This window comes from Cutibacterium modestum, assembly GCF_008326345.1.
Lineage (GTDB): Bacteria > Actinomycetota > Actinomycetes > Propionibacteriales > Propionibacteriaceae > Cutibacterium > Cutibacterium modestum.
The window spans coordinates 718424-741092 of record NZ_BJEN01000001.1; the positions used below are offsets into that span (position 1 = coordinate 718424).

A 22669-nucleotide genomic window follows, 5' to 3' on the forward strand; every position below is an offset into this window, starting at 1 on the left:
ACACGATAGTTCGACCACCGACCCCCGGGTTGTGGAATCTGAGATCGCCAAGGAGCAGGCCCACGTCGACCGGGTCCGCGCGCAATTGGAGATAGACGAGAACAAAGCCCGGATGCTAGCCAAGGCCGGCCAAGACATGTACCGCTCGGACCGCACCAGTTGGGTTCGTGAAGAGGACGGCACGGCGATGTTTGAACGCGACGCCTTCTCCTATAACGCGGCAAGGAGATTAGCGGTCCTCGATGCTGAACATGAGGGTCTGGTCTTTGGTCGACTCGATCTGGCTGACGACGAAATACGCCATATCGGGCGCATCGGGGTGCGGGACGCCAACTATGAGCCTCTCGTCATTGACTGGCGTGCCCGCGCCGCCGAACCCTTTTACCGAGCCACCCCGTCCAACCCCATGGGGGTTGTTCGTCGCCGCGTCTTACGCTGCCGCGATGACAAGGTTCTCGGCATTGAGGATGACCTGTTGGATTCCACCTCACAAATGGATCTGCCGATCATCGGTGAGGGAGCTCTCATGGCGGCTCTCTCTCGGGCCCGCGACACTCGCATGCACTCAATCGTCTCGACGATCCAGGCCGAACAGGATAAAGCTATTCGCGCCCCTTACCAAGGCGTAACGACGATTACGGGCGGCCCCGGCACCGGTAAGACGGTCGTCGCTCTACACCGCGCAGCATTCCTGCTCTACTCTCATCGCACTCGACTGGAGAATGGCGGGGTGCTCGTCATCGGGCCGTCGTCGGTCTTCATGAGCTACATCGAGCGGGTGCTACCCAGCCTCGGCGAGGACTCCGTAACACTACGCTCAGTCGGCCAGGTGCCATCTGACATCCTGCGCTTCTCCTCTGACCGTCTTGATGAACCGCGTACCGCCAATATCAAGGGCAGCCTCGAGATGGTTGACGTCCTCACCCGGCTGGTCAACCTGCCCATGTCAGCGGACCCCGATTCCATGCGGCTACGAGTGACAGTCAAAGGTGAGGTTCTTTTCCTCGATGCCCCCACTCTCGCAGCAACCCGCCAGCGCATCCTCAAGCGCAACCGCTACAACGACGGACGGGAAGCCGTCGAGGTCTCGTTGCGCGACCAGCTGTGGGCAAGGGTTCCGGCCGACGTTCTCGCCGCCCACGACCTCACCAGGGACGACTTCGACGAGCTGGTGTCCTCGCAAGCTTCCTGGCGAATGCTCCTCAACGCTTGGTGGCCCACCCTATCGGCCCCCGACGTCTTAGCCCGGTTGGCCGATCCCGCGGTCGTCCGAGCGGTGGCCCCCGACTGGGACGAGGAGACTCGTCAGCTCCTCGCCAGCTCTATCCCGACCAAGGTAGATCGACACGGACGGCGTGACTGGTCTATAGCCGATATGGCCTTGCTCGACGAGCTGGCCGCTCTGCTCGGCCCAGTTCCCCCCGAGCCCAACACCGACGCCCCAGTCTTTATTGAGGGAGGTGACGCCGAGGAGCTCGTCACCCTCGGCGAACGTCTTCGAGATTCGCGCCAGATCGACGAGGACGAGCCCCGCGACACCTTCGCTCACGTCCTCGTTGACGAGGCCCAGGACATCTCCCCTATGCAGTGGCGGATGATCGGACGTCGAGGCCGGCAGGCCTCCTGGACGATCGTCGGGGATCCCGCTCAGTCCGCTTTTCCCCATCCCGACCAGACTAGGGCGGCTCTGGACGAACTGGTCGGTAACTCCCCGTCACGCACCTTCACCTTAACCAAGAACTACCGTTCCCCGGCCGAGGTCTTCGATCTCGCCGCCGATGTGGTCGTCACCGTCCAGCCCAACGCCGACCTCCCACAGGCGGTGCGCTCGGTCGGTGTCCGTCCCACCGTCATCCGCACCGACGACCTATGGGCACAGGTGCGCGCGCAGCTGGACGAGATGCTCGAGTCAGTGGATGGGACGATTGGGTTGGTCTGCCCGGCCGGCCTCGTCGAGCAGGCGCGCGAGCTCGCCGACGATCCGCGCATCAACACGGTGACGACTATGCAGGCCAAGGGTCTTGAGTACGATGGTGCAGTGGTCGTCGATCCCGAGGGCATCGTCTCCGAGACCGGCAATTCCTCCGGGGGCGTTCGGGTGCTCTACGTCGCTCTGACTCGCCCGACCCATCGGCTAGCGGTAGTCGGGCTTAGACCGCAGAGCTCACCTCAAATTCCCGAGGCAAACCGGCCAGCTCGGGACGCCGCTGCGCCAGCATGGTCCGAAGCTCTGTGGTCGCACGAGACCTGTTGAGGGTGTAGTAATGGAGACCGGGAGCGCCCGCGTCAAGGAGTTCACAGCACATATCGACGGCTGCCGCCAGGCCGATGCGCCGGACGGCAGCCTTGTCGCCCTTGGCCTCTTCGAGCTGGGCCACCAGCTCAGCGGGAACGTCCGTACCCGCCAGCTCCGAGAACCGACGAATCTGTCCGTACGACGTGATTGGCATAATCCCCGGAGTGATGGGGATGTCACAACCCATGCCCCGCACCCTCTCTACGAGACGCTGGTAATGGGAGGGAAGAAAGAACAATTGGGTGATCGCGAAGGAGGCCCCGGCCTGGGCTTTATCGACCAAGATGCGAGCGTCCAGGTCGATATCGCGAGCTTCCGGATGGCCATCAGGAAACGCTCCCACGCCGATACATGCCTCAGGGTGAATCCGCTTGACGAGACGGACAAGCTCAGTAGCGTTAGGCAATCCCTCGGGATGGGGCACCCATGGCAGTCCCGCCCCACCGGGCATGTCACCGCGAATAGCAAGGACGTGGTCGACCCCGGACTCGGCATAGTCAGCGACCATCTGCTCCAAATCTGCCACCGATTGGGCAACGCAAGTGAGATGACCGACGGTACGCAGACCGGTCGACACCATGTGTTGGGTACATCGCAACGTGCGGTCGCGTCGCGACCCGTTCGCTCCATAAGTCACTGAGATGAAGTCTGGCGCCATCGGCACAAGGGCATCAGTGGCACTCCACAGCCGATAGACGTCGTCCTCGCTGCGTGGTGGCATGAACTCAAAAGAGTGCAAGGGGCGCTCGCCCGAGGCCAACAGGTCGGCAATGGTCGGCGTCTGGGATTGCATATGTGAGAGGCTAGGAGGCGCGCCCAGCAAGCGAGCCACATGTCCAGCCTGCGGACTCGTTTCCAGCTACCAGACGCCTCTATGCTGGCGCTATGTGCCCCTTTGATCCGTATTCACCAGTCAGCGCTGACTTTCGTGACTCTATAAACGCAAGGATCTCCTCCTTCCTCGACAACGAACGGCGGGGCATCGACGCGATCGGGACCGAGCTGTCCCCCGTTCTCGACGCCGCCCGCGATTACACCGGGGGTGGTAAGCGGCTGCGCCCTGCCTTCTGTTACTGGGGTCATGTGGCTGCAGCAGGCCAACCCGTTGCACCCAGCGGTCTGCTACAGGCTGCCGGGAGCCTCGAGTTTCTGCACGTATCCGCCTTGGTCCACGACGACCTCATAGACCACTCCAACACTCGACGTGGGCTTCCCTCAGCACATCGTCGCTTCGAGGCGGCCCATGTCACTGCCCACGGAGACGGATCCGCTGAGCAATTCGGATTCGACGTCGCGATCTTGCTCGGCGACCTGCTTCTCATGTGGTCATCGCAAATGTTTACTTCCGCCCCGGTAGAAGCTGACAGACTCGCGGCAGCCATCCCCCTGTTTGACGCCATGCGCACCGAGGTCACCTGCGGCCAAGTCCTCGACGTCACCTCGCAATCAGGGATGGCGGGGTCTGATTCGGAATCCGCTCTCGACCTGGTCGGTCGAGTCGTGGAGTACAAGTGCGCCTCTTACACAGTCGTTCGCCCGTCTCAGATTGGTGTGGCCCTGGCTGGCGGCTCATCCCGTCTCCAACAAACGATGGCTGACTTCGGCTCCCCCATCGGGCGGGCCTTCCAATACCGCGACGATCTTCTCGGCGTCTTCGGCGACGCCGAACTGACTGGCAAGCCCGCCGGCGACGACCTGAGGGAAGGTAAGCGAACCGTACTCGTCGCCCATGCGCTCAATCAGGCCGACTCCGGCGACGCTGCCCGCCTGAAGTCGTTGCTGGGCCGCCCCGACCTCGACGACGACGATGTCGCCATCGCCCGTCGTATCATCGAGACGAGTGGAGCCCGAGATGCTGTCGAGTCAACAATCGAACAATGCCACGATCGCGCCGTCGCAGCCCTCGACGACGCCGAGATGACCGACGCCGGTCGAGTCGCCCTGCGAGAGTTGGCTCACCAATGCGTAGAACGTGATTTCTGATACCCCCGTTGCTGCCCTACGGCCTGAGTATCACACCAGGAGGAGAGCGAAACCGTTAAACCCATCATCGTCAAGACACTGACCAATGATTTCAATCAGCCTACCCCAATCCTGGGGATTGTCGCGCTGGAAGGGCTGCCAGCCGGTCCATAACACTGCCGTGTCTCCTTCGAGGTCGGCTAGGCAGTCACGCAGTGCGTTAAGGTTACGCCCGTACCAGCTAGGGAATGACAGGGCGCGCCCAAAACCGGCAAGAACGGACTCCAATTCGGCCCCTCCGCTCATGTGGAAGACGCGCCACCCTGCCTCACGCCACGCCGTTGCTACCTTGACGGGGTCAGAACTGTGCGCCGGATCAACAAGGAGGATCCCCGATCCGATGGGGCCAGCGGCTTCGGGATCGGAACTTAATTGGGTGTCTGTTGTCATCGGATGATCCTCTTAAACGTTGGGTAGTGGTCCGGTGTCCAGAAACAGGTGGAATCTGAACCGCACACGATGCGACGCGGCCCTCGACCCGGGATTCCAGAACCGGCGACGGTGTACTCGTGGTACCAGGCGTCATTATGGTGAGGAAGCGCGCCACTATTGTCGTGGTAGACAATGCCGTCTCGGCTAAACGGGAAAGGCCCACTGGCGTCGATGAGTTGGAGGATCTGGCGAGCCTGGGGAGGCATCTCGTTTTCCTGGATGGTCGACAAGCCATCAGATGGCTGTGTGATGACCGCGACAGTCACGGGCGCTGTGGGCTCTTTCGAGCTCGCCAAGGCTGGGGTATTCGCCGCTGAACACCCCATGACTACGGCTGATAGCAAGCCTACGATCCAGACGGACCACCGGTGGGAACGACGCCAGGCTGGAACAGTCATAGGTTCAGCCTAAGGACTCGCCGGCTCATCTTCCGATGCCTTCCGAAGGACTACGCATACACTTCGAAGTGGGTCGCACCCCTTTCTTCCCCGACTGTGCGTAAGGCGTAATCGTGAGCATGACCGTGAGCACTGACCCCTTAGTGGGTCATATCCTCGAGGGTCGCTACGAGATCGCCTCCAAGATCGCTCGTGGCGGGATGGCGACCGTCTATCGGGCCCAAGATCTGTGTCTTCCTCGCATCGTCGCGATCAAGGTGATGCACGAGGGGCTCGACGCAGAACTCGCTGAGCGATTCGATTCCGAGGCGAAGGCCGCGGCACGGCTCATCAACCCCCATGTGGTATCAGTTTTCGACCAAGGCATGGACGGGGATCGTCCCTTCATCGTCATGGAGTACGTGCCAGGGTGCACCCTGCGTCACATCATCACTCAGGAGGCGCCACTCACCCCGGTGCGCGCCTTGGACCTCCTTGAACCAGTTGTCTCTGCCCTTGCCAGCGCCCACGAGGACGGTCTGGTTCACCGTGACGTCAAACCCGAAAACGTTCTCATCTCTGATCGTGGCCAGATCAAGGTGGCTGATTTTGGCCTGGCACGGGCCGTTAGCAATCACACGATGTCAGCAACATCTGGGCAGCTCATTGGTACGGTGTCCTATATTCCGCCCGAGCGGGTAACGCGCGGTAGCTCCGATGAGCGCTCGGACATTTATTCAGCCGGCATTGTGCTTTTTGAGATGCTCACGGGACACAAACCGCATACTGGCGATTCCCCTATTCAGGTGGCGTGGGCCCACGTCAATAAAGATGTTCCAGCACCCTCGCAGTACCTAGTCAATGGTACCCGAGCTGAACGCGATATCGCATGGCTCGTTCCGGGATATCTGGACGGTTTGGTGCGTGCCTGCACCTCCCGCGATCCCAGGAAACGCCCGGCGAATGGGAGGGCTCTGCTCGATCTCCTTCGTCGTGTCCGTCACGCACTGGCCACCGGCCGCACGGACGACCCGGCCCTCGCCGCCCTCCAGAATAGAGCGCCTCAACCGAATGCTGTCATCGCCAATCCGGTAGCCCATGCGCCCGGGGGGTCAACAGACCGATCCACCCGCCGACGAAGCGAGCCAGTACGACCTGGCACTGCGTCAGTCCCACCGTGGTCTCGCACGGGTACTCCGGCGTCGCCACGTACTCCGGTCTCAAGCCCGGATCCTCCACTATCTCCGATGGACCGCCATCCGCAGCACACACCGACACGACCTGCCGACTACTCTCGGCCGCATCCACGGCCTGTGGACCGGCCTGGTGCCCGAACAGCATCCCGTTCTAGGCTGGCTCAAGACGCCGTTCATCGCCGTCGCCGTGGCGTCATCGCCGCTGTCTTCATTGTGCTGGTGGCAGTATTGTGCGCTTACCTCGTGTTCCATTTCACCTCTTCCCGGTACTCTGCGAGCGAGCTGCACAGTACAAATTCAGTCGAACGGACAGTCGGTCACAAGGGATCATCCCGCATTCACACCGTCTCGCAAAATATTTGACGCCAATCCAGGTTGCAGGGCGAAGATCCTCCCGCGTATCATGTGACTCGTGGTTGGTTTTCGTTCGTCGCGTCTTGCTGTGCCCGCTCTTCTTCTCATGGCTGCTCTGTGGGGATCGACTCTCGTCGTCATGAAGGGTGTTTATGCCCACATGAGCCCCGAGAACTTGCTGGCAAGCCGTTTCGCCATGGCAGCCGCCGCATTCGGAATCCTCTTCCCAAAGGCCTGGCGCACCAATATGCGCACCATGGTCAAGGGAGTCATCCTTGGCGTGCTCTTCGCCGCCGGTCAGCTACTTCAAGCCATTGGACTAGGGACCACTCAAGCCGCCATGAACGGGTTCATCACCAGCCTATACGTGGTCTTCACCCCGCTGTTGGCTGCTGTGATCTTCCGCAAGAAAGTCTCCAACGCCGTCTGGGGAGCTGTGGCACTGGCGACTGTCGGTATGGGCGTGCTGGCCCTGGATCCCTCTACCCTCAGTAGCGGATTCGGTATCGGTCAGCTCCTGACCCTGGCCTCCGCTGTGGCCTACGCCGGCCACATCGTCGCTACTGGACGCTTCGCCAACCCGTCCAACGTCGCATCCCTCGGGCTATACCAGACCATCACCGTCGCCATCGTCTGCACCATTGCAGCCCTGCCCGGCGGTCTGAGTGTCCCCGCCCACATGGAGGATTGGCTTGCCCTGGCCTACTTGGCCATTATCTGTGGCACCTTTACGACCTTCATACAGAGCTGGGGCCAGGCCCGGGTAGAATCAACCCGCGCCGCTGTCATCATGTGTACTGAGCCGCTGTGGGGCGCCATCTTCGCTATTGGTCTCGGTGGTGAGGCTCTCACCGGGCGCATCACTATCGGCGGTCTCGCAATCTTAGCCGCTATGGCTTTAGTCATCCGCCCACCTCGTCGTCGCCGCGGCGCACCGCAGCACCACAGCGAACCCCCGGTAGTCCAGGTCGATCCGGCCTGGACTCCGCAGTTCGGCATGGACCGCATGCCCTGATCCTCGGTACTGGGTCAGTCCTGCGGCACCTTCCACGGCTGGCCGCCACGCAAATCATGGAAGGTGGTCGGTACCATCTCCTGATGCCGGTCAAAGGACAGTTGCCAGCCTCTCTCGTTAAGCAGCCCCTCATGGATGAGAAAACCGTGGCGGGCCCCCACCGACCTCGCGAAGTCGACAGTTTCGTTCATTGCAGCCCACGGGGCGTGAGCCGGGCAAGCCAGCACATCAACACCGCGCGGGGTCTCATCTAGTTCGTCACCAGGGTGGTACAGGATCGTCCCAAGCCCCTCCCCGATGAGGTATCCGACATTGCCAATGGGTTCCAGATCTCGGTGAATGACGGCATGGTGACCTCCCACTGCCTCAATTCTCACCTCACCGATCTGCAACACATCGCCCGGGGCAATGACGTCGGCGTCGAGGGCCGGAATCTCACGGCACGCCCCCTCTTCCGCGCGCACCACCGCACCCGAGTTCGCATCCACCAAGGCACCGATGTGCTCAGGGTCGACGTGATCAGGATGGCGATGGGTGACCAGGATGGCGTCTAAATCAGTCAGTCCGTGCCAGGACTGGCTGAGGTTACCGGGGTCAACGAGAACTCGCTGCCCGGCCGCTTCAACGAGGATGCAGGAGTGTCCCAGATGCGTAATTCTCATACCTTCAGTCTTCCGCCGACATTGAATGACGGCAACCAGTTTGGCCACATCCGTGACCGAACTCATCTCTCGCCGACAAAGGCATTGGGGACGCATTCCGGATCGATCACAGGTCAATGCCTCGGAACCTCGCTAGCGGGCTGACAGCATTGCGCTTGATGCGTCCGTCAGCCAACCTCTCCGCGATTATGAAGGCCAACTCCAAGGACTGATTCCGGTTCAGGCGCGGGTCACAGGCGGTTTCGTAGCGGTGTGTCAAGTCGGCCTCAGCTAGCTGGTCGATGCCGCCCAAACACTCCGTGACGTCATCCCCGGTCAACTCGATATGCACACCACCAGGCCAGGTACCCAATTCCTCATGGACGTCGAAGAACCCGTTGACCTCGCCGCATATGTCAGCAAACGACCGGGTCTTGTAGCCGTTTTCCGCTTCGAAGGTGTTGCCATGCATGGGGTCACAGCTCCATACCACCTTGCGTCCAGTGGCCTCCACCGCCTCAATGACTCTCGGCAGGTTGGAACGCACGGCTTTGCTTCCCATCCGGGTAATGAAGGTCAAGCGTCCAGGCTCGTGATCGGGATCCAGGACATCAGCAATAGCGACGGCTTCCTCCCCGGTTGTCGTCGGGCCGATCTTGACCCCCAGCGGATTGCGCACGTGACGTAAGAACTCCATGTGGGCGCCATTAATCTGACGGGTCCTCTCACCAATCCACAGCAGATGACCGGAACAGTCGTAGGGCAGCTGGGAGCGCGAGTCGATCCGCGTCATAGCATGCTCGTAGTCAAGAAGGAGGGCTTCATGGCTAGCGTAGAAGTCAACAGTAGAGAGCTGATCGTCTTCGACTCCACAAGCCATCATGAACACCAGTGCCCGTTCGATTTCCGAGGCCAGTGCTTCGTAACGAACCTCCACGTTGGAATTGCGCACAAAGTCAGCGTTCCATGCGTGGATACCGCGAAGATCTGCAAAACCGCCGGTAGCAAAGGCTCGCACCAAGTTGAGAGTAGCTGCCGAAGCGTTGTACACCCCGACCAAACGCTTAGGATCGTGCTCCCGAGCCTCCGCAGTGAACTCGAATCCATTGACTGCGTCACCTCGGTAGCTGGGCAGAGTGAGGCCGCGCCGAGTCTCAGTGTCCTTAGATCTCGGCTTAGCGTACTGGCCAGCAATGCGACCCACCTTGACCACCGGAAGCTGGCCTGCGTAAGTCATAACGACGGCCATTGACAGCAACACTCGCAGCTTGCCTTTAATGTTGGCCGCGTTGACTCCTGCGAAAGTCTCGGCACAATCCCCGCCCTGCAGCAAGAAAGCCTCGCGGTTAGCCACTGCTGCAAGATGAGCACGAAGATCATCGCACTCCCCGGCAAAGACCAGCGGAGGCAACGTACGTAGCTGACTGATGACCTCGGCAGTCACCTGAGGATCGGGGTACGACGGCTGTTGAATCCGTGGCAGGGCGTTGAGAACCTCAAGACTGGGAACGCTCTGGGACATGGCCGGGAGTCTACTTCGCGTCGCGACTTTCAGCAGGCCCGTTCCATCCCCTGACGGGATTAATCTACCCCGGGAAACCTCCCCTAGGTAGTCACCTGCTTGGGTGAATACCGCGCTCAGCAAGCCGATCAGCCAGGGACGCTTGCCGAGCTTGGAGCTGAGCGGCATTACGGGCACGCTCCTCCTCCCGGGCCAGCTCTTCGGCGTCTTGGGCGCTCTCTTCTCGCGATCGCTCCTCGGCATCCTGACGACGCATTTTGCGCTCGCGACGCAGCTTTCCCATGCGTAACAGCCACATGATCGGGTGAAGCTGTCGATCTCCTCGCACCGCTGGATAATCCCGGTACGACAGGCCCGTAAGCTCGCACAAGGCAAGGGCCACATCGTCAGCAGCGGCTCGCAGGATAGCGTGAGAGTGGAGTGTCGATGCGTGACGCGATATATCGACCGGGGCTCCCAGGTGGAGCTGCCCCCTCAACGACCTGGGCTGGAACGACGAAGGTCTGAGCATCGAGGGCCAGCCGTGCCACCTCGACGTCAAGACGATGAATCTGACTAGCCCAACTGCATACCCCTTCTGGGGCCATGAGAACGACAGCGCCTTGAGATAAGTGGTGTAAAGCTTCAGAGTGGGCCTGGGTTCTCTTCCTCCGACGACCGGACATGACGAACACCTTGCTGGCGAGTCCTGATAGGCAGTGTTCAGCTGTAGCAAGATCTCCGCGCCGATGCAGATGGACAGCGACGATGGTCGGTTGAGCAGGCAGAGGCTGACCCGTCACCTCACCATGGGAGCGACGCAACACATTCATGACATTAGGCCTTCGTCACGCGAGGCGGTGGTATGGGGTTGCCGCCGGGTCTCGGTTTCACAAATTTCGAGACGTCTTTGTCTTTGAGGTTGCCATGCTTAGCCCGGAAACCGTAGACATCGACGTATTTTTGCCCGGTGAGATCGCTGATAGCGCCCATGACCTCGTCGGTAACCCACCGTAGGACGGCCGTTTCCTCAGCACGATCTGCCAGGATGTCAAAGTGCATCGGCTTGCCGAAAACGAGGGTCGGATGGTCGAGCAGCGGGATTCCTAGCACCTTGCGCCTCACTGTCGTGCCGCTGATTCCGACTGGGACCACAGGGGCTCCAGACCCTAGGGCCATCCGAGCGACACCGGTCTTCCCCTTGTAAAGGCGGCCATCTGGCGAGCGGGTGCCCTCCGGAAAAATTCCGACGAGGTCTCCCTCGGCGAGTCGACGTTCTACTGGACCCATGGCATTGACGCTGGTTCGGCCACCGGAACGGTCCAGCGGTACCTGATCGACTGCGCGCAAAAACCACGCGACGACCTTCGACCAAAAGCCTCGGTCCCCAGCAAAGAGCTCTTTCTTCGCCGGATAGGTGAGCTTTCTGTCAATCATGGACGCCACGATGATGGGATCGAGGGCCGCAATGTGGTTACCTGCCAGGATCGCCCCTCCTTCGGTGGGAATGTTCTCCTCACCGATGACGCGGGGGTGCCACAAGGCTCGCACTCCTGGTCCGAAGAGCGCATACTTGAAGAACTCGTACCACATAGGGCCTCCTCGGCGACTAAGCCTAGCGGCACCTTGGGCTCCCTGACGGGTGGAGGGATGATGGAACATGACGGCAACGATGTCGATGCCGCCTTCGAAGCGCTCATCGCTCGCGAATTTAGGGAGGTCGTCACCGCCCCAGGACGCCCTCGCCCCCATGACCCACCGGCTCGGCGGGCACCGGCTCATGTTCCCGAGGAACCACCCCGTGACGCCGACGAAGTAGATGAGCCGATGCCTATCGAACCGGCGACACCGCCTAGTCCCGCGACGAAGGTGGGACTAGTTCTGGTAGCGATATGCATCGTTGCCGTCCTGCTGTCCATGGGCGGAGTCAATGTGCCCCAGACCATGTTGATACTGGCCATCACGTCCGGAGGAGCAGGGGTGAGCTTGCTCGTCTGGCGGACCGCCACTCGGCGAGATCGCGATGATGAGGGCCCTTGGGGAAACCACTCACGCTTATAGGAGTCACTTCTCCCGAACGACTGGGCTGGCGAGAGTTTCACTCAGGCTCTGACGCAGAGTACGGCGTTGCTTACGGACAGCGGTACGACGACGTGGCCAGAATCCGCGAGCCATGCCCGGAGGCTCGTTGATGGAGTGACGAGCCAGATCCGCGGCACCAATAAGCCCAGCATCATTACCAAAATGTGCCTTCTGAATATCGGCCATCGGGCGGAACCCACGGCCCGTCAGCGTGCGGGCATATACAGTACGCGCAGGTTCAAGCAAGAGGTCTCCGGCTGCGCTCACTCCCCCGCCAATGACAAAGAGATCTGGGTCTAAGGCGGCTGCCAGGTTCGCCATTCCGCGGCCGAGCCAGATGCCAATGTCTGCGATGAGCTCAATGGCAAGGCGATCGCCATCAACTGCTGCGCGAGTGACGTCAGGACCAACGAGGTTATCGGGATCACGATCGGCGATATACGCCAATAAGCCTTGAGCGCCGGGAGCTCCCTCGGCAAGCAGTGCCCGAGCGTCCCTCACAAGGGAGTTTCCGGAAGCGTATTGCTCCCAGCAACCACGGTTGCCACACGGGCACCAGTGGCCGTCGGGAACCACCGTCATATGTCCGAATTCGCCGGCCATGCCGTATCGGCCGCGGAACATCCGCCCATTGATAACTAGCGCACCACCGATGCCGGTGCCCAACGTAAGGCATACCATGACCCGCGACCCTTGTCCGGCTCCGAACCGGAACTCAGCCCACGCGGCCGCATTGGCGTCATTATCGACGAGTACAGGCACGGTGATGCGCTCAGAGAGACGATCGCGCAGTGGCTCATTGCGCCATGCCAGATGCGGGGAAAACCGCACGAGGGCCTGCTCGGTGTCTATCCAACCAGCGGCCCCGATGCCTACGGCACAGATGGGGAGGTTATGAGCTAGCTCACGAACCGACTCGACGATGGCGTTCTCAACAGCCTCAGGGCTGCGCGAGGGCGTCAAGCGCTGAATCCGCCGAACAATCTGGCCACTTTCATCTACGACGCCGGCGGCGACCTTCGTGCCGCCAATGTCTATACCAACACTAAGCAAGGGAGATCAGCCGAAACGACGCGCACCCTGAAACGAGGTACTTTGCGTCAGGACGGAGACTTTGATACCCGTACGCGGGTTGGAAGCGTGAACATACCTGCCACCACCGATGTACATGCCAACATGGGTAATGCCCGGGTAGAAGAAGACCAAGTCACCCGGCTGAAGGTCGGAGACCGATACAGGGGTGCCGGCCGCATGCTGAGCAGCGGCGGTGCGGGGAAGGCTAACCCCAGCTTTACCCCAAGCAGTCATCATAAGGCCAGAGCAATCGTAACCGATCGGGCCGGTGCCGCCCCAGACGTAGGGCTTACCAACTTGAGCCAGCGCGAAGCTGAGGGCGCTCTGCGCGCGTGAAGACACCCCCTGGGAGGGGCTAGGAATCGGCGCTTGGCTACCGGCCTGGGGAGGCTGGGGGGAGGGTCCGGACGGCTGTGCCTGGGTGACACTCTGCTGGCTAGTGGAGCGTCCGCCAGATCGGGATACCGCACTTGTAGCGGCAGCCCGAGCCTCGGCAGCTTGCCGACGCTCGAGTTCAGCGCGCTGCTGGGCGGACAGACGGTCAACAACCTGCTTAGCCTCCTGCTCCTTCTTCTTGGCGTCGACCAGCAGTTTGGCCTGGTGGTCACGCTGAGCCTGGATGGTCGCGCGATCCGTCTCGGCCTGGGATTTCATGGATTTCAGGCTGGCCTGTTCCGCCTGGAAATCCTGGAATTGCGAAGTAGTGCGCTCGGTGACGTTCTGGACAGTCGCCAACTTGGACAGGAACTGCCCGGAGTCTCCACTGGTCACAAGCTGCGTCGTCGTTGAGACACCGCCCCCGCTCTGGTAGTCACTCAGCGCGACGCGACCGAGAGCCTTGCGCATGGTGGCAATCTTCTCTGACTGAGCCTTGAGGTCCTTTTGAGAACGATCAAAATCCTTCTGAGCCTTGTCGAGGGCAGCCTGGGCCGCGGTGTAGTCCTCTTGCACTTTAGCGGTCTGCTCATCGAGTTGAGCCAAGCGAGCCTTCGCCTGGTCAATAGGATCAGGAGCCGCCTGAGCCCCAGGGTCAACCGATGCCACCGTACCGAGGAGAATTACCCCTGTGATAGCAGCAAGTGCGACGCTACGTCCGCTCACCTGAGAAGCTCCATACTTGTGCTCCACTGTCTACCCTTCACCATCACCTGACCGTCCCCGTCGCGTCATCACGCGGTGCGAGTCGAGTCATCCGTCCAGCTGTGATTTGGCCGTCGGACTAGGATCATCTTTACCGACTGAGAGAATCTTATGTGGTCCTCAGGAGTGGGGCAACTGGTTGCAGAAAACCGCTCATCATGACGCTCACTCGCTATCCATATCCGCACACAGCACGGCGCTGACTAGGCTGTTCTCTGTGTTCCACATTTATTCGCGGCGATGTTGTCGTCACGTCTGTTTACCGTGCTGACCATGAGTGCCGCGCTCCTTCAACCGTCTTTCGACGACCTGGGCACTCCCTTGTGCGAGGTCACGTTCTGCGTCGTCGACCTGGAAACTACCGGTACCGGCGAGGGTGCCCAGATCACCGAGATCGGGGCCGTGAAGGTACGTGGAGGCCGCGTCGAAGGTGAATTTCAAACCCTCGTCTGCCCAACCGGGCCTATCCCAGCTTCTGTGCAAGTCCTCACCGGTATCACAGATGCTATGGTGCGCCCAGCCCCACCGCTAAGCGCTGTACTGCCCAGCTGGTCAGAGTTCAGTCGCAGCACGGTGCTCGTAGCGCACAACGCTCGTTTCGATATTGGTTTCCTTAAACGGGCCTATGCCCAGCATAATTACCCTTGGGGAGACCCAACCCTCGTCGACACCCTCGCGTTAGCCCGGTCAGTGCTCTCCCGAGGAGAAGTCCGAAATTACAAACTGAGTACCCTGTCTCAGCTATTCCGCACTACGACGATGTCTTCTCACCGCGCCCTTGCCGACGCGAGGGCCACCGTCGACGTTCTCCACGGACTCATCGAGAGAGTCGGAAGTTTCGGTGTGACGACCCTTGAAGACCTCTTGGAGATGACCCACCGGGTGTCCCAAGCTCGGCGTCGCCGACGGGTGTGGGCTAAGGACCTTCCAGAGGGTCCCGGAGTCTATTGGTTTTGCCTGGATAAACCTGCACCGGCACAGCCGGAGGTTCTTTATGTGGGCAAATCGGTCAATATCCGACGCCGGGTATCCCAATACTTCACCACATCAGAGACGCGACGTCGCATGGACGAGATGGTGCGAATAGCGACCGGCGTCAAAGCTCGCGAGTGCTCAACCCGGCTAGAAGCGGGAGTGCGGGAACTACGCCTCATTGACGCTCACCAGCCACGCTACAACCGTCGGTCTCGTCGACAAGGATTGGTATGGTGGGTCACTCTCACTTCTGAGGCTCATCCGAGACCCTCCGTCGTGCGGCGAGCCGACCGTGGTTCCCAACCGCTGTGGGGTCCTTTCACCAGCCGTCGGGCAGCGACCCGCGCGGCAATCGTCGTGGCCGAAGCTTTTGGCCTGCGCCAGTGCAGTGGAGCTTTGTTACGGCATCCAGATGGCTGTCCGCTAGCGGAAATGGGCCGTTGTTCAGCCCCATGCCTGGACCCTGACGTCGACTACTCGACCATCGTCGACCGCGTTCGTCTCGCCATGACAGGTGATGTTCGCGACCTCACTGATCTGCTCGCCAAACGCATCGCACAATTGTCCACCGCAGAGCGTTTTGAAGAGGCCGCAGAGTTCACTAATGACGCTAAAGAAGTACTGCGCGCCACCCGACGTCGTTCCCGGCTGGTCTCCCTAGCGTCCTGCCCCCAGATCGTCGCAGCGCGGCGAGACGGCGCGTTCTGGGAAATCCACGTCATTCGTCATGGCCGTCTAGCGGGAGCTGGACGGTGCCGTCTAGGCACTGATCCGATGCCCGTTATTGGCGCAGTATGTGCCACCGCGGAATCCGTCTGCCCTCCGCCATCCGGACTACCAGCCTGCACCATTGAAGAAGCCGAGCTGGTGGCGTCCTGGTTTGAAGAACCCGGGGTGCGTCTGGTTGACATCATCGGAGAATGGTCCTGGCCCGCCCACTGCTGGATGGGCACCTATGACCTCGCTGCCCGAGTAGCCGCCTTACATCACCCAGGTCACAACGAGAGCGACAAGACAGACGGCCAGGATCGCCAGACTCGCAGCCAACTGGCGCCGGTGTGATGACCACCGGGTCTGCAACCATGCCCAGCCAGAAACAGCTCCCACAACGACCGCACCAATGTCAGCAATCCACGTATTGGAACCGACGACGATCGCCCAGATGATGAACATCGTTAGCAACACGATATCGGCGCGAATGTCCTGCTTTTGAACATACTTGACGACGGTCGCTGCGGCCATCAACCCAAACAGACCGCACATCGACCCTTCGAAGGAGTATGGCACCCCAGCTAGGCTGATGGCCGTCGATCCACCCACACCACACAGCAGGTACAGGACTGCAAACTGCACTGAGCCGATCATGGGCTCAGTTTGATGCCCGATGAGAACGAGGAACAGACCGGATAGGACCGCACTGATAATTGAGGAGGTCGTCAGAGAGAAAACGAGTGGCCGCCAAACCTGGAAGTCAAAAACCTCGGCAGCTCCCGACGCCAGCAGCGACGTCAGCGGCGCCAATTGCGCAGCGATCGCGATAAGCAAGGTGGCGACGGCCATGGCCACCGACGCCGGACACCTCACAGGAGCCGGACGGACGGGGTGTTCACTCCAGCGATCAGGCATGAATCTCCTCTGGCTATACTGCCGTCGTTCGGGGACATCAGGATATTAGAAATGCCCCGAGGTGCGGCCACCTCGGGGCGGATGTTTTCCTACCAGACTGGTCCTCAGGCCAGCTCGACACTCTCAATGACGACCGGCTCGACCGGGCGATCCATTCGGCCAGTGCGGACCTGAGCGATCTCGTCGACGACCTTTCGGGACTCCTCGTCGGCAACTTCACCGAAGATGGTGTGACGACGGTTGAGGTGCGGGGTCGGGGCCACAGTGATGAAGAACTGGGAACCGTTAGTACTCGGACCAGCATTCGCCATCGCTAGCAGGTAGGGCTTCGAGAACGTGAGCTCCGGGTGGAACTCGTCGGCAAACTGGTACCCGGGACCGCCGGTGCCGGTACCAAGCGGGCATCCACCCTGAATCATGAAACCGTCGATGACGCGGTGGAAGGTCAAGCCGTCGTAGAACTTGCCAGTGGTCGGCTGACCGGTGTGCGGGTCGACGTACTCTTTCGTCCCGCCGGCTAAACCGACGAAATTGTCGACGGTCTTGGGAGCCTGATCAACAAAGAGGTTAAGGACGATGTCGCCGTGGTTGGTGCGCAGAGTCGCGGTAGAGGCCACCTGCCTGCCTTCCTGTGAGAAACGATACGGATCTCCTCTAGGGTACTGGCTCTTGCGTCAAATCAATCGAAATTACTCCGCTAGCTATCCTTGGGTGCCTCGAAACTCTGGTTTGTGGGCCATTTGGTCGATACCGTGGGAGGTGCTCGATCACGAGCCATATCCCATATGAATTGGAGGAACCGTGTCCTGCAAGAAGAAAGCTTCCCGCAAGACCGCCGCCGCAAGCAGCCCCAGCACGCTCAAGGAGCAGCGTGCCCAGGCGCTGGAGACCGCCGCCGCATACCTCGCCGCCGCCCAGGACAAGGCTGCTCCGTTGGCCGCGCATGTCAATAACAAGATTGGTCCCCTGACTGATCAGATCTCAGACAAAATCGGCCCGCTCTCCGAGAAGCTCGGTCCCCTCTCCGATCAGGCTGTCGAAGCTGGCAAGAAGGCCCTCGATGCCTCGAAGGGGTACACTCAGGAGAAGGTCGTTCCGGCCCTTCATCAGGCCTATGACACCTTCCAGAACGATGTCCTGCCTGGCCTTGAAGAGCACGCTGGGAAAGTCGTCTCTCATCCGGCCGTTGAGGAAGCCACTCGTCGTGGGCAGGCCGCCTTCTCCGCTCTCAAGGGCGAGTCGACCGAGCTGGCCGCCAAAGCCGGCGTCGAGACGAAGTCGGTCAAGAAGGCCAAGCGTCGCGGCAAGTTCGGCAAGGTGTTAGGGACTCTCGCCGTCCTCGGCGGCATTTCCGCCACGGCAGTTGTGGCTGCCCGCCGCTTCCTCAGCTCTTCCGACGACGGTTGGACCGCCCGCGAGCCCAAGGTCACCTACTCGTGGACCCCGGGTGATAAGGACAAGGCCGACAAACCCGCCCCGGAAGCTGACGAGAAGCCCCAGGAGACGCCAGCCCCCAAGTCCGAGACCACTCACGCTTCGAAGCCCGTTGCCAAACCGGTAAATAAGCCCGAGCCGGCAACGGAAGACAAGTCGGTCCCGGCTGACCCGGTCGCCACTATGGCCGATGAAGGCGGCCCGGCCGCTGCTGCCCCGGAAACCACCGCCGAGACCACTACGTTTGTTGACGAGGGTGCTCGCTCCGAGACCACGTCAAAGGATGGCACCGTCAAGGCTCCCCAGGAGGGCACCAAGGACGAGGGCACTAAGGCCACGTCATACGTCGGAGACAATCCGCCCGAGGGCTACGTCATTAAGGGCAATGACCGCTCGATGAAATACCACGTCCCGGGCTCGGGTGGCTACGACCGCACCATTGCCGATGTGTGGTTCGCCACCGAAGAGGCTGCTCAGGCCGTCGGGTTCACCAAGGCCCAACGCTGAGCGTCGCGTCACCCCCTTTTGACGGGGCTCACCACCGTGGTGGTGAGCCCCGTCGTTTTCAACGCCAGCGCGCGTTGAAGGAGGCGGAGCAACAACATTCGGATACCGAAACGACCCGAACATTCCCCAGCGCTAACTGTGATACGAATCACTTCAAGTGACACAGTGCGTAACAGTTCTATAACAACGCATTGCTGATGTCACGATATGCGTCTGTGATAGCACTTATTCCGGTTAGAAGAGTGTTCTGTCCACTTCATGCGGGCATAAACCACCGACAGAAAGGCCTGTCACATGATCGCTATGGATCTCGAGTCTTCGAAAACGTCGACTGCATGGGTCGACGCCCGTTTCTTTTCCCTCCATGTCCGTTCCCTTGTCCATGAATGCCGCGTTCCGTGGCGTGTCATCGCCCTGCTCGCGCATGTCCCTAGTCGTATCGTCCAGAGACTCGCTGGCCAGGGGGATCGCCCAATTCACCGCATCCGCGTTATCGACGCCATGCGCATCCTGCGCATCAGTACCGACGACATCGACGCGGCACGCGAACGTATCGTGCCAGCAGGAAGTACGCGCACCCGACTCCTCGCCCTTCAGAAGGCCGGCTGTGACATTGCTGAAATCGCCACCATGCTGGACGTGACGATGTCCCACGCCGCGGATCTCATAAGCGGCGAGGCACAGCTGTGCACTGAGATGACGCGGCTACGCGGACGGGCCGCTTGTCAAGCTCGCGGTCTGTTCGCCACCGCAGAATCCCTCACATCTATGTGAGCGACACCCATGTGGATCATCCTCGGCTCCACCGTGGCCTGCGGCCTGGCGCTGTGGCATCTGCACGTGACGGTCCCTCATCTCGTCGAGCCAACTATCGAAGAAGTGGGAGACGAGGTGCTGGCAATCAAGCCCAGATACGACTCCCTCGCCACTCCACTGCGAACTGTCGTCGTCGCCGTGACGGCAGTCGTATGTGGGGCCGCGTCGACTCTCACGCCACCCTGGACGTGGGGCGTATGGTGGATCTGGTCGGGATCGGTGACCACTCTGGTAGTCGTCGACCATGCGACGACTTTCTTACCACTGAGGTTATGGCGTCGCTGCGTCGCCGAGGCTGGATTAGCCCTCCTGGCCGGAATTGTCCTGACGCAGCCACCACAGGCACGCTCGCTCGTTGCGTGTGTTCTGATCGCGGCAGCCTCAACAGCGTTTTTCTGGCTCATGTGGCGGCTCAGTTCATCCCTCGGATACGGCGATGTCAAGCTTGCATCAGGTACCGGTTTTCTGGGAGCGACGACAGCCGCATCCATCCCACACCCGGATTTCATCCGTGCTGGGATGACGACTCTGCTCTCCGCTACCATCCTGAGAGCCGTCGTGGCCATCGCCGTCACCCTCGTTCGCAAACATCGTCCCTCGCCATGGGGATCAGCATTCGCCTATGGGCCAGCCCTGTGGGCGGGCCCCTGGATGGCGTTAGTGATCAGCCTCGAGTAGCAGCAATCCAGCGGTCGAGACGGTTCTGTGCGGCGCCGGAATCAATCGATTGAGCGGCACGCTCCAACCTTTGGGCGAGCTGTGGAACGACGTCATCATCGACCTGCGGGCCGTCATATGCCAACAGGGCTGCAGCGGCGTTAAGCAGCACGATGTCACGCACCGGGCCATGCTCCCCCGCCAGCATCGTGCGCACCACACCAGCGTTGAACGTGGGATCCCCTCCGACAAGGTCGGCTGGCGCGGCTGCGGCAAGCCCGAACGCGGCCGGATCAACCTCGGTCTCGATGACAGCGCCGTGTGCAATAACCCATACCTGGGAGTCATCGTCGTAGTCAACTCGTCCAGACCATTTTCGCCATGGAAGACGAGGCCGCGCGTGCCTCGTGCTGCCAAAGCGTCCGCAACGAGAGGGGCCATGACACCATCAGCAATCCCAATCGCTGCGGCATAGGGACGAGCTGGGTTGGTCAACGGGCCAAGAAGATTGGAGGTAGTTTGAATGCCCAATTCCTTGCGAGCGGGAGCCGCATAGCGCAGAGATGCGTGGTACCAGGGTGCAAACAGGAACGCCAGGCCAATTTCTTCGAGGACCGCGGCATGACGCTTCGGATCAATATCGACCCCTACGCCGAGGGCCTCCAAGCAGTCGGCGGCACCACAGGCTGAGCTAGCAGCTCGGTTACCGTGTTTAACGACCTTCGCTCCAGCACCCGCAGCAACGAGAGCCGCCATCGTGGAGACGTTGACAGTGTTGACTCGATCGCCACCAGTACCGACGATGTCGACCGTGTCCCGGTCCAACTCCACCGGAGTGGGCTGGGAGATCATGCCCTCAGCCATGCCGGTGATCTCATCGGCCGTCCCTCCCTTAGCCCGAAGTGCCACCGCAAGTCCAGCAACCTGGACTGGAGTCAATTGCCCCGACAGGACCCGTTCCATGGCTGCACGAGCGGTAGCGCGATCCATGTCGCGCCTGACCACGAGACGGCTAGTAGGTCAGCCCAGGTGAATTCGTCGATGCGGTCCTCGGGCATGGAACTCCTTCGGGCTACACAGTTTGTTTGTTCAGCAGCAGCTTGGGTCTCAAAGTGCTCAGTGGTGCCCGGCAGGTTCACGCTGCTCAGCAGCATCGCCACGAACGCCACGAATCACTGAAACTACTGTCTGAAGTAAGGCGACCGGATCGACAGGATGGGTAGCAATGGCGTCAGCATGAGACCAGGACGCTAACCAGGCATCGGCGATGCGGGCTACCAACAAGACAACGGGCGGGCAATTCTCAACCTCATCTTTGAGCTGATGACACACACCCATCCCGCCGTAAGGGGCAGATTCGCCGTCAGCGATCAGAACGTCACAGTGGCCACTACTCATGGCGTCAACCACCGAGGCCTGAGTGGCTGTCTCAACGACCTCGGCACGTGGAAGGTCCGGGGCAATCATCCCGGCCAAAGCGACTTTCACCTGTTCGCGAACAGTGTGATCATCAGAATAGACGAGAATCCTGAGAGCACCCGACGGCTCCCCATGCTTGTCGCCCATGAGCGGCCCTTTCCCTCGACGGCGTAGGACTGACTGACATCTCGGTCACGACCGGATGCAACACGGCAGATATTACACAGCTTGAGGACTGCCCCCGCGCACCTAGGACCTTCCTGTCTAGAGACACGCAGTATCACGCGGCGGATAAGTCGCTGCGCTTGCCATCTGGACTCTTCGAGCCAACCCCGAATCGAGCTGGAACGACGAAACAGCATGACCAAGTGACACATTTCCGGCCATAATGAGGCCGTGGCCACTTCAGCGCAGGCCTCACAACGACCGACGGGCGCCATCCATCCGATCGCGCCGACGCGCCTTAACGCGCCGGCAGGTCGTCCCGATGCCCTGCCCATGGGCGTCTGGGTGTGGCTGGCGAGTGAGCTCATGTTCTTCGCCGCGCTCTTCGCCGCGTACTTCATGATTCGCCAGACGACAAGCGACATGGCCGCCACGGGCCAGCAAACCCTTTGGCAGAGCGAGTCCTCTCACCTTGCAGTAGGGGCCGCCGCCATCAACACCCTGATCCTGGTACTGTCCTCAGTCACCTGCCAGATGGGCGTTCACGCCGCCGAGCATGGCCAAGTCAGGCGCAGCAAAGGTCTTGCAGCGGTCACCTCATGGGGCATGCGCGAGTGGTACACCCTGACCTTCATTATGGGCGCAGTGTTCATCGCTGGGCAGATCGCGGAGTACATCACCCTCATCGATGAAGGCCACACTATCTCCTCGAGTGTCTACTTCTCAGCCTTCTTCCTTGCTACCGGTTTTCACGGCTTGCACGTCACTGGCGGCCTGGTTCTGTTCTTGTTCACACTTGCCCGCACCTACATGGCTCGGCGGTTCACGCACGAGCAAGCAGTCACGGCAATGGTTGTTTCCTACTACTGGCACTTTGTTGACGTGGTGTGGATCATCCTGTTCTCGGTGATCTACATCGTGCGCTGACGACCCTGCTCCG

The 22669-nt window shown here is 60.8% G+C and carries 21 protein-coding genes and 2 pseudogenes; 10 read left to right on the plus strand and 13 right to left on the minus strand.

Features of this window, described 5'->3' with window-relative positions:
- The first annotated feature begins 31 nt into the window (after positions 1–31).
- Positions 32–2254, plus strand: coding sequence for a HelD family protein (locus tag F1563_RS03575; RefSeq protein ID WP_007433655.1), 2223 nt, complete (start codon positions 32–34; stop codon positions 2252–2254).
- Here the strand turns inward: F1563_RS03575 and F1563_RS03580 are convergent.
- On the minus strand, positions 2151–3089 hold the full coding sequence (locus tag F1563_RS03580; protein ID WP_040695183.1) for a methylenetetrahydrofolate reductase: 939 nt from the start codon (positions 3087–3089) through the stop codon (positions 2151–2153). The two genes, F1563_RS03575 and F1563_RS03580, sit on opposite strands and share 104 nt — an antisense overlap.
- Positions 3090–3181: 92 nt before the next feature.
- On the opposite strand from F1563_RS03580, the gene F1563_RS03585 reads away from it, so the two are divergent.
- On the plus strand, positions 3182–4279 hold the full coding sequence (locus F1563_RS03585; RefSeq protein WP_002527676.1) for a polyprenyl synthetase family protein: 1098 nt from the start codon (positions 3182–3184) through the stop codon (positions 4277–4279).
- A gap of 30 nt (positions 4280–4309) precedes the next feature.
- On the opposite strand, the gene F1563_RS03590 is transcribed toward F1563_RS03585, so the two are convergent.
- Together F1563_RS03590 and F1563_RS03595 are read right to left on the minus strand one after the other, a co-directional pair.
- Positions 4310–4708, minus strand: a complete 399-nt coding sequence (locus tag F1563_RS03590) for a barstar family protein (RefSeq protein WP_002527677.1) — start codon at positions 4706–4708, stop codon at positions 4310–4312.
- Positions 4705–5148 carry a guanyl-specific ribonuclease gene (locus F1563_RS03595; protein WP_308478873.1) on the minus strand — a complete coding sequence of 148 codons (444 nt, stop codon included), beginning with the start codon at positions 5146–5148 and terminating at the stop codon, positions 4705–4707. The genes F1563_RS03590 and F1563_RS03595 overlap by 4 nt, the downstream gene beginning before the upstream one ends.
- A gap of 119 nt (positions 5149–5267) precedes the next feature.
- Here F1563_RS03595 and F1563_RS03600 point away from each other — a divergent pair, with 119 nt between their 5' ends.
- On the plus strand, positions 5268–6686 hold the full coding sequence (locus F1563_RS03600) for a protein kinase domain-containing protein (RefSeq protein WP_002533769.1): 1419 nt from the start codon (positions 5268–5270) through the stop codon (positions 6684–6686).
- Between the two features lie 49 nt (positions 6687–6735).
- Positions 6736–7692, plus strand: a complete 957-nt coding sequence (locus F1563_RS03605; protein ID WP_007433651.1) for a DMT family transporter — start codon at positions 6736–6738, stop codon at positions 7690–7692.
- A 14-nt stretch (positions 7693–7706) separates the two neighbouring features.
- On the opposite strand, the gene F1563_RS03610 is transcribed toward F1563_RS03605, so the two are convergent.
- The 4 genes and pseudogenes from F1563_RS03610 to F1563_RS03630 all read right to left on the minus strand — a co-directional run bounded on the left by F1563_RS03610 (position 7707) and on the right by F1563_RS03630 (position 11427).
- Positions 7707–8354 (minus strand): MBL fold metallo-hydrolase, encoded by a 648-nt coding sequence (locus F1563_RS03610; RefSeq protein ID WP_036958330.1) that lies wholly within the window; start codon positions 8352–8354, stop codon positions 7707–7709.
- Between the two features lie 106 nt (positions 8355–8460).
- Positions 8461–9855 (minus strand): class II 3-deoxy-7-phosphoheptulonate synthase, encoded by a 1395-nt coding sequence (locus F1563_RS03615; protein WP_002546530.1) that lies wholly within the window; start codon positions 9853–9855, stop codon positions 8461–8463.
- 91 nt (positions 9856–9946) lie between these two features.
- A pseudogene (locus tag F1563_RS13480) lies at positions 9947–10520 on the minus strand (1-acyl-sn-glycerol-3-phosphate acyltransferase).
- Between the two features lie 151 nt (positions 10521–10671).
- Positions 10672–11427: a lysophospholipid acyltransferase family protein gene (locus F1563_RS03630; RefSeq protein ID WP_007433648.1), complete on the minus strand. Its 756-nt coding sequence runs from the start codon at positions 11425–11427 to the stop codon at positions 10672–10674.
- A 60-nt stretch (positions 11428–11487) separates the two neighbouring features.
- Here F1563_RS03630 and F1563_RS03635 point away from each other — a divergent pair, with 60 nt between their 5' ends.
- Entirely contained in the window at positions 11488–11895 is a 408-nt protein-coding gene (locus tag F1563_RS03635) for a hypothetical protein (RefSeq protein ID WP_002527686.1), read from the plus strand.
- Between the two features lie 3 nt (positions 11896–11898).
- Here F1563_RS03635 and F1563_RS03640 read toward each other — a convergent pair whose 3' ends face one another.
- Both F1563_RS03640 and F1563_RS03645 read right to left on the minus strand, forming a co-directional pair.
- Positions 11899–12969, minus strand: coding sequence for an ROK family glucokinase (locus F1563_RS03640; RefSeq protein ID WP_002527687.1), 1071 nt, complete (start codon positions 12967–12969; stop codon positions 11899–11901).
- A 6-nt stretch (positions 12970–12975) separates the two neighbouring features.
- Entirely contained in the window at positions 12976–14118 is a 1143-nt protein-coding gene (locus F1563_RS03645; RefSeq protein WP_002527688.1) for a C40 family peptidase, read from the minus strand.
- Between the two features lie 285 nt (positions 14119–14403).
- Between F1563_RS03645 and F1563_RS03655 the strand changes: the two genes are divergently transcribed.
- Positions 14404–16167 (plus strand): DEDD exonuclease domain-containing protein, encoded by a 1764-nt coding sequence (locus F1563_RS03655; protein ID WP_172623563.1) that lies wholly within the window; start codon positions 14404–14406, stop codon positions 16165–16167.
- Here the strand turns inward: F1563_RS03655 and F1563_RS03660 are convergent.
- Complete coding sequence (locus tag F1563_RS03660; RefSeq protein ID WP_002527690.1) at positions 16087–16665, minus strand: rhomboid family intramembrane serine protease; 579 nt, start codon at positions 16663–16665, stop codon at positions 16087–16089. The two genes, F1563_RS03655 and F1563_RS03660, sit on opposite strands and share 81 nt — an antisense overlap.
- Positions 16666–16835: 170 nt before the next feature.
- Positions 16836–17348 carry a peptidylprolyl isomerase gene (locus F1563_RS03665; RefSeq protein ID WP_002527691.1) on the minus strand — a complete coding sequence of 171 codons (513 nt, stop codon included), beginning with the start codon at positions 17346–17348 and terminating at the stop codon, positions 16836–16838.
- A 184-nt stretch (positions 17349–17532) separates the two neighbouring features.
- Between F1563_RS03665 and F1563_RS03670 the strand changes: the two genes are divergently transcribed.
- From F1563_RS03670 to F1563_RS03680, 3 genes are all read left to right on the plus strand, one after another.
- Positions 17533–18672, plus strand: coding sequence for a sunset domain-containing protein (locus tag F1563_RS03670; protein WP_002527692.1), 1140 nt, complete (start codon positions 17533–17535; stop codon positions 18670–18672).
- Positions 18673–18966: 294 nt separating this feature from the next.
- Positions 18967–19446 (plus strand): hypothetical protein, encoded by a 480-nt coding sequence (locus F1563_RS03675; RefSeq protein ID WP_002527693.1) that lies wholly within the window; start codon positions 18967–18969, stop codon positions 19444–19446.
- A 9-nt stretch (positions 19447–19455) separates the two neighbouring features.
- The gene (locus tag F1563_RS03680; RefSeq protein ID WP_002527694.1) at positions 19456–20166 is read left to right on the plus strand and encodes an A24 family peptidase; all 711 of its coding nucleotides are present in this window, start codon (positions 19456–19458) and stop codon (positions 20164–20166) included.
- Here F1563_RS03680 and trpD read toward each other — a convergent pair.
- Positions 20153–21203 (minus strand): annotated as a pseudogene (gene trpD / locus F1563_RS03685) (anthranilate phosphoribosyltransferase). The gene F1563_RS03680 and the pseudogene trpD overlap by 14 nt on opposite strands.
- 58 nt (positions 21204–21261) lie before the next feature.
- Positions 21262–21711 carry a response regulator transcription factor gene (locus F1563_RS03690; RefSeq protein ID WP_002527697.1) on the minus strand — a complete coding sequence of 150 codons (450 nt, stop codon included), beginning with the start codon at positions 21709–21711 and terminating at the stop codon, positions 21262–21264.
- A 249-nt stretch (positions 21712–21960) separates the two neighbouring features.
- Here F1563_RS03690 and ctaE point away from each other — a divergent pair, with 249 nt between their 5' ends.
- A complete protein-coding gene (ctaE, locus tag F1563_RS03695) occupies positions 21961–22656 on the plus strand; it encodes an aa3-type cytochrome oxidase subunit III (protein ID WP_007433646.1) in 696 nt (231 codons plus the stop codon).
- Positions 22657–22669: the final 13 nt, after the last annotated feature.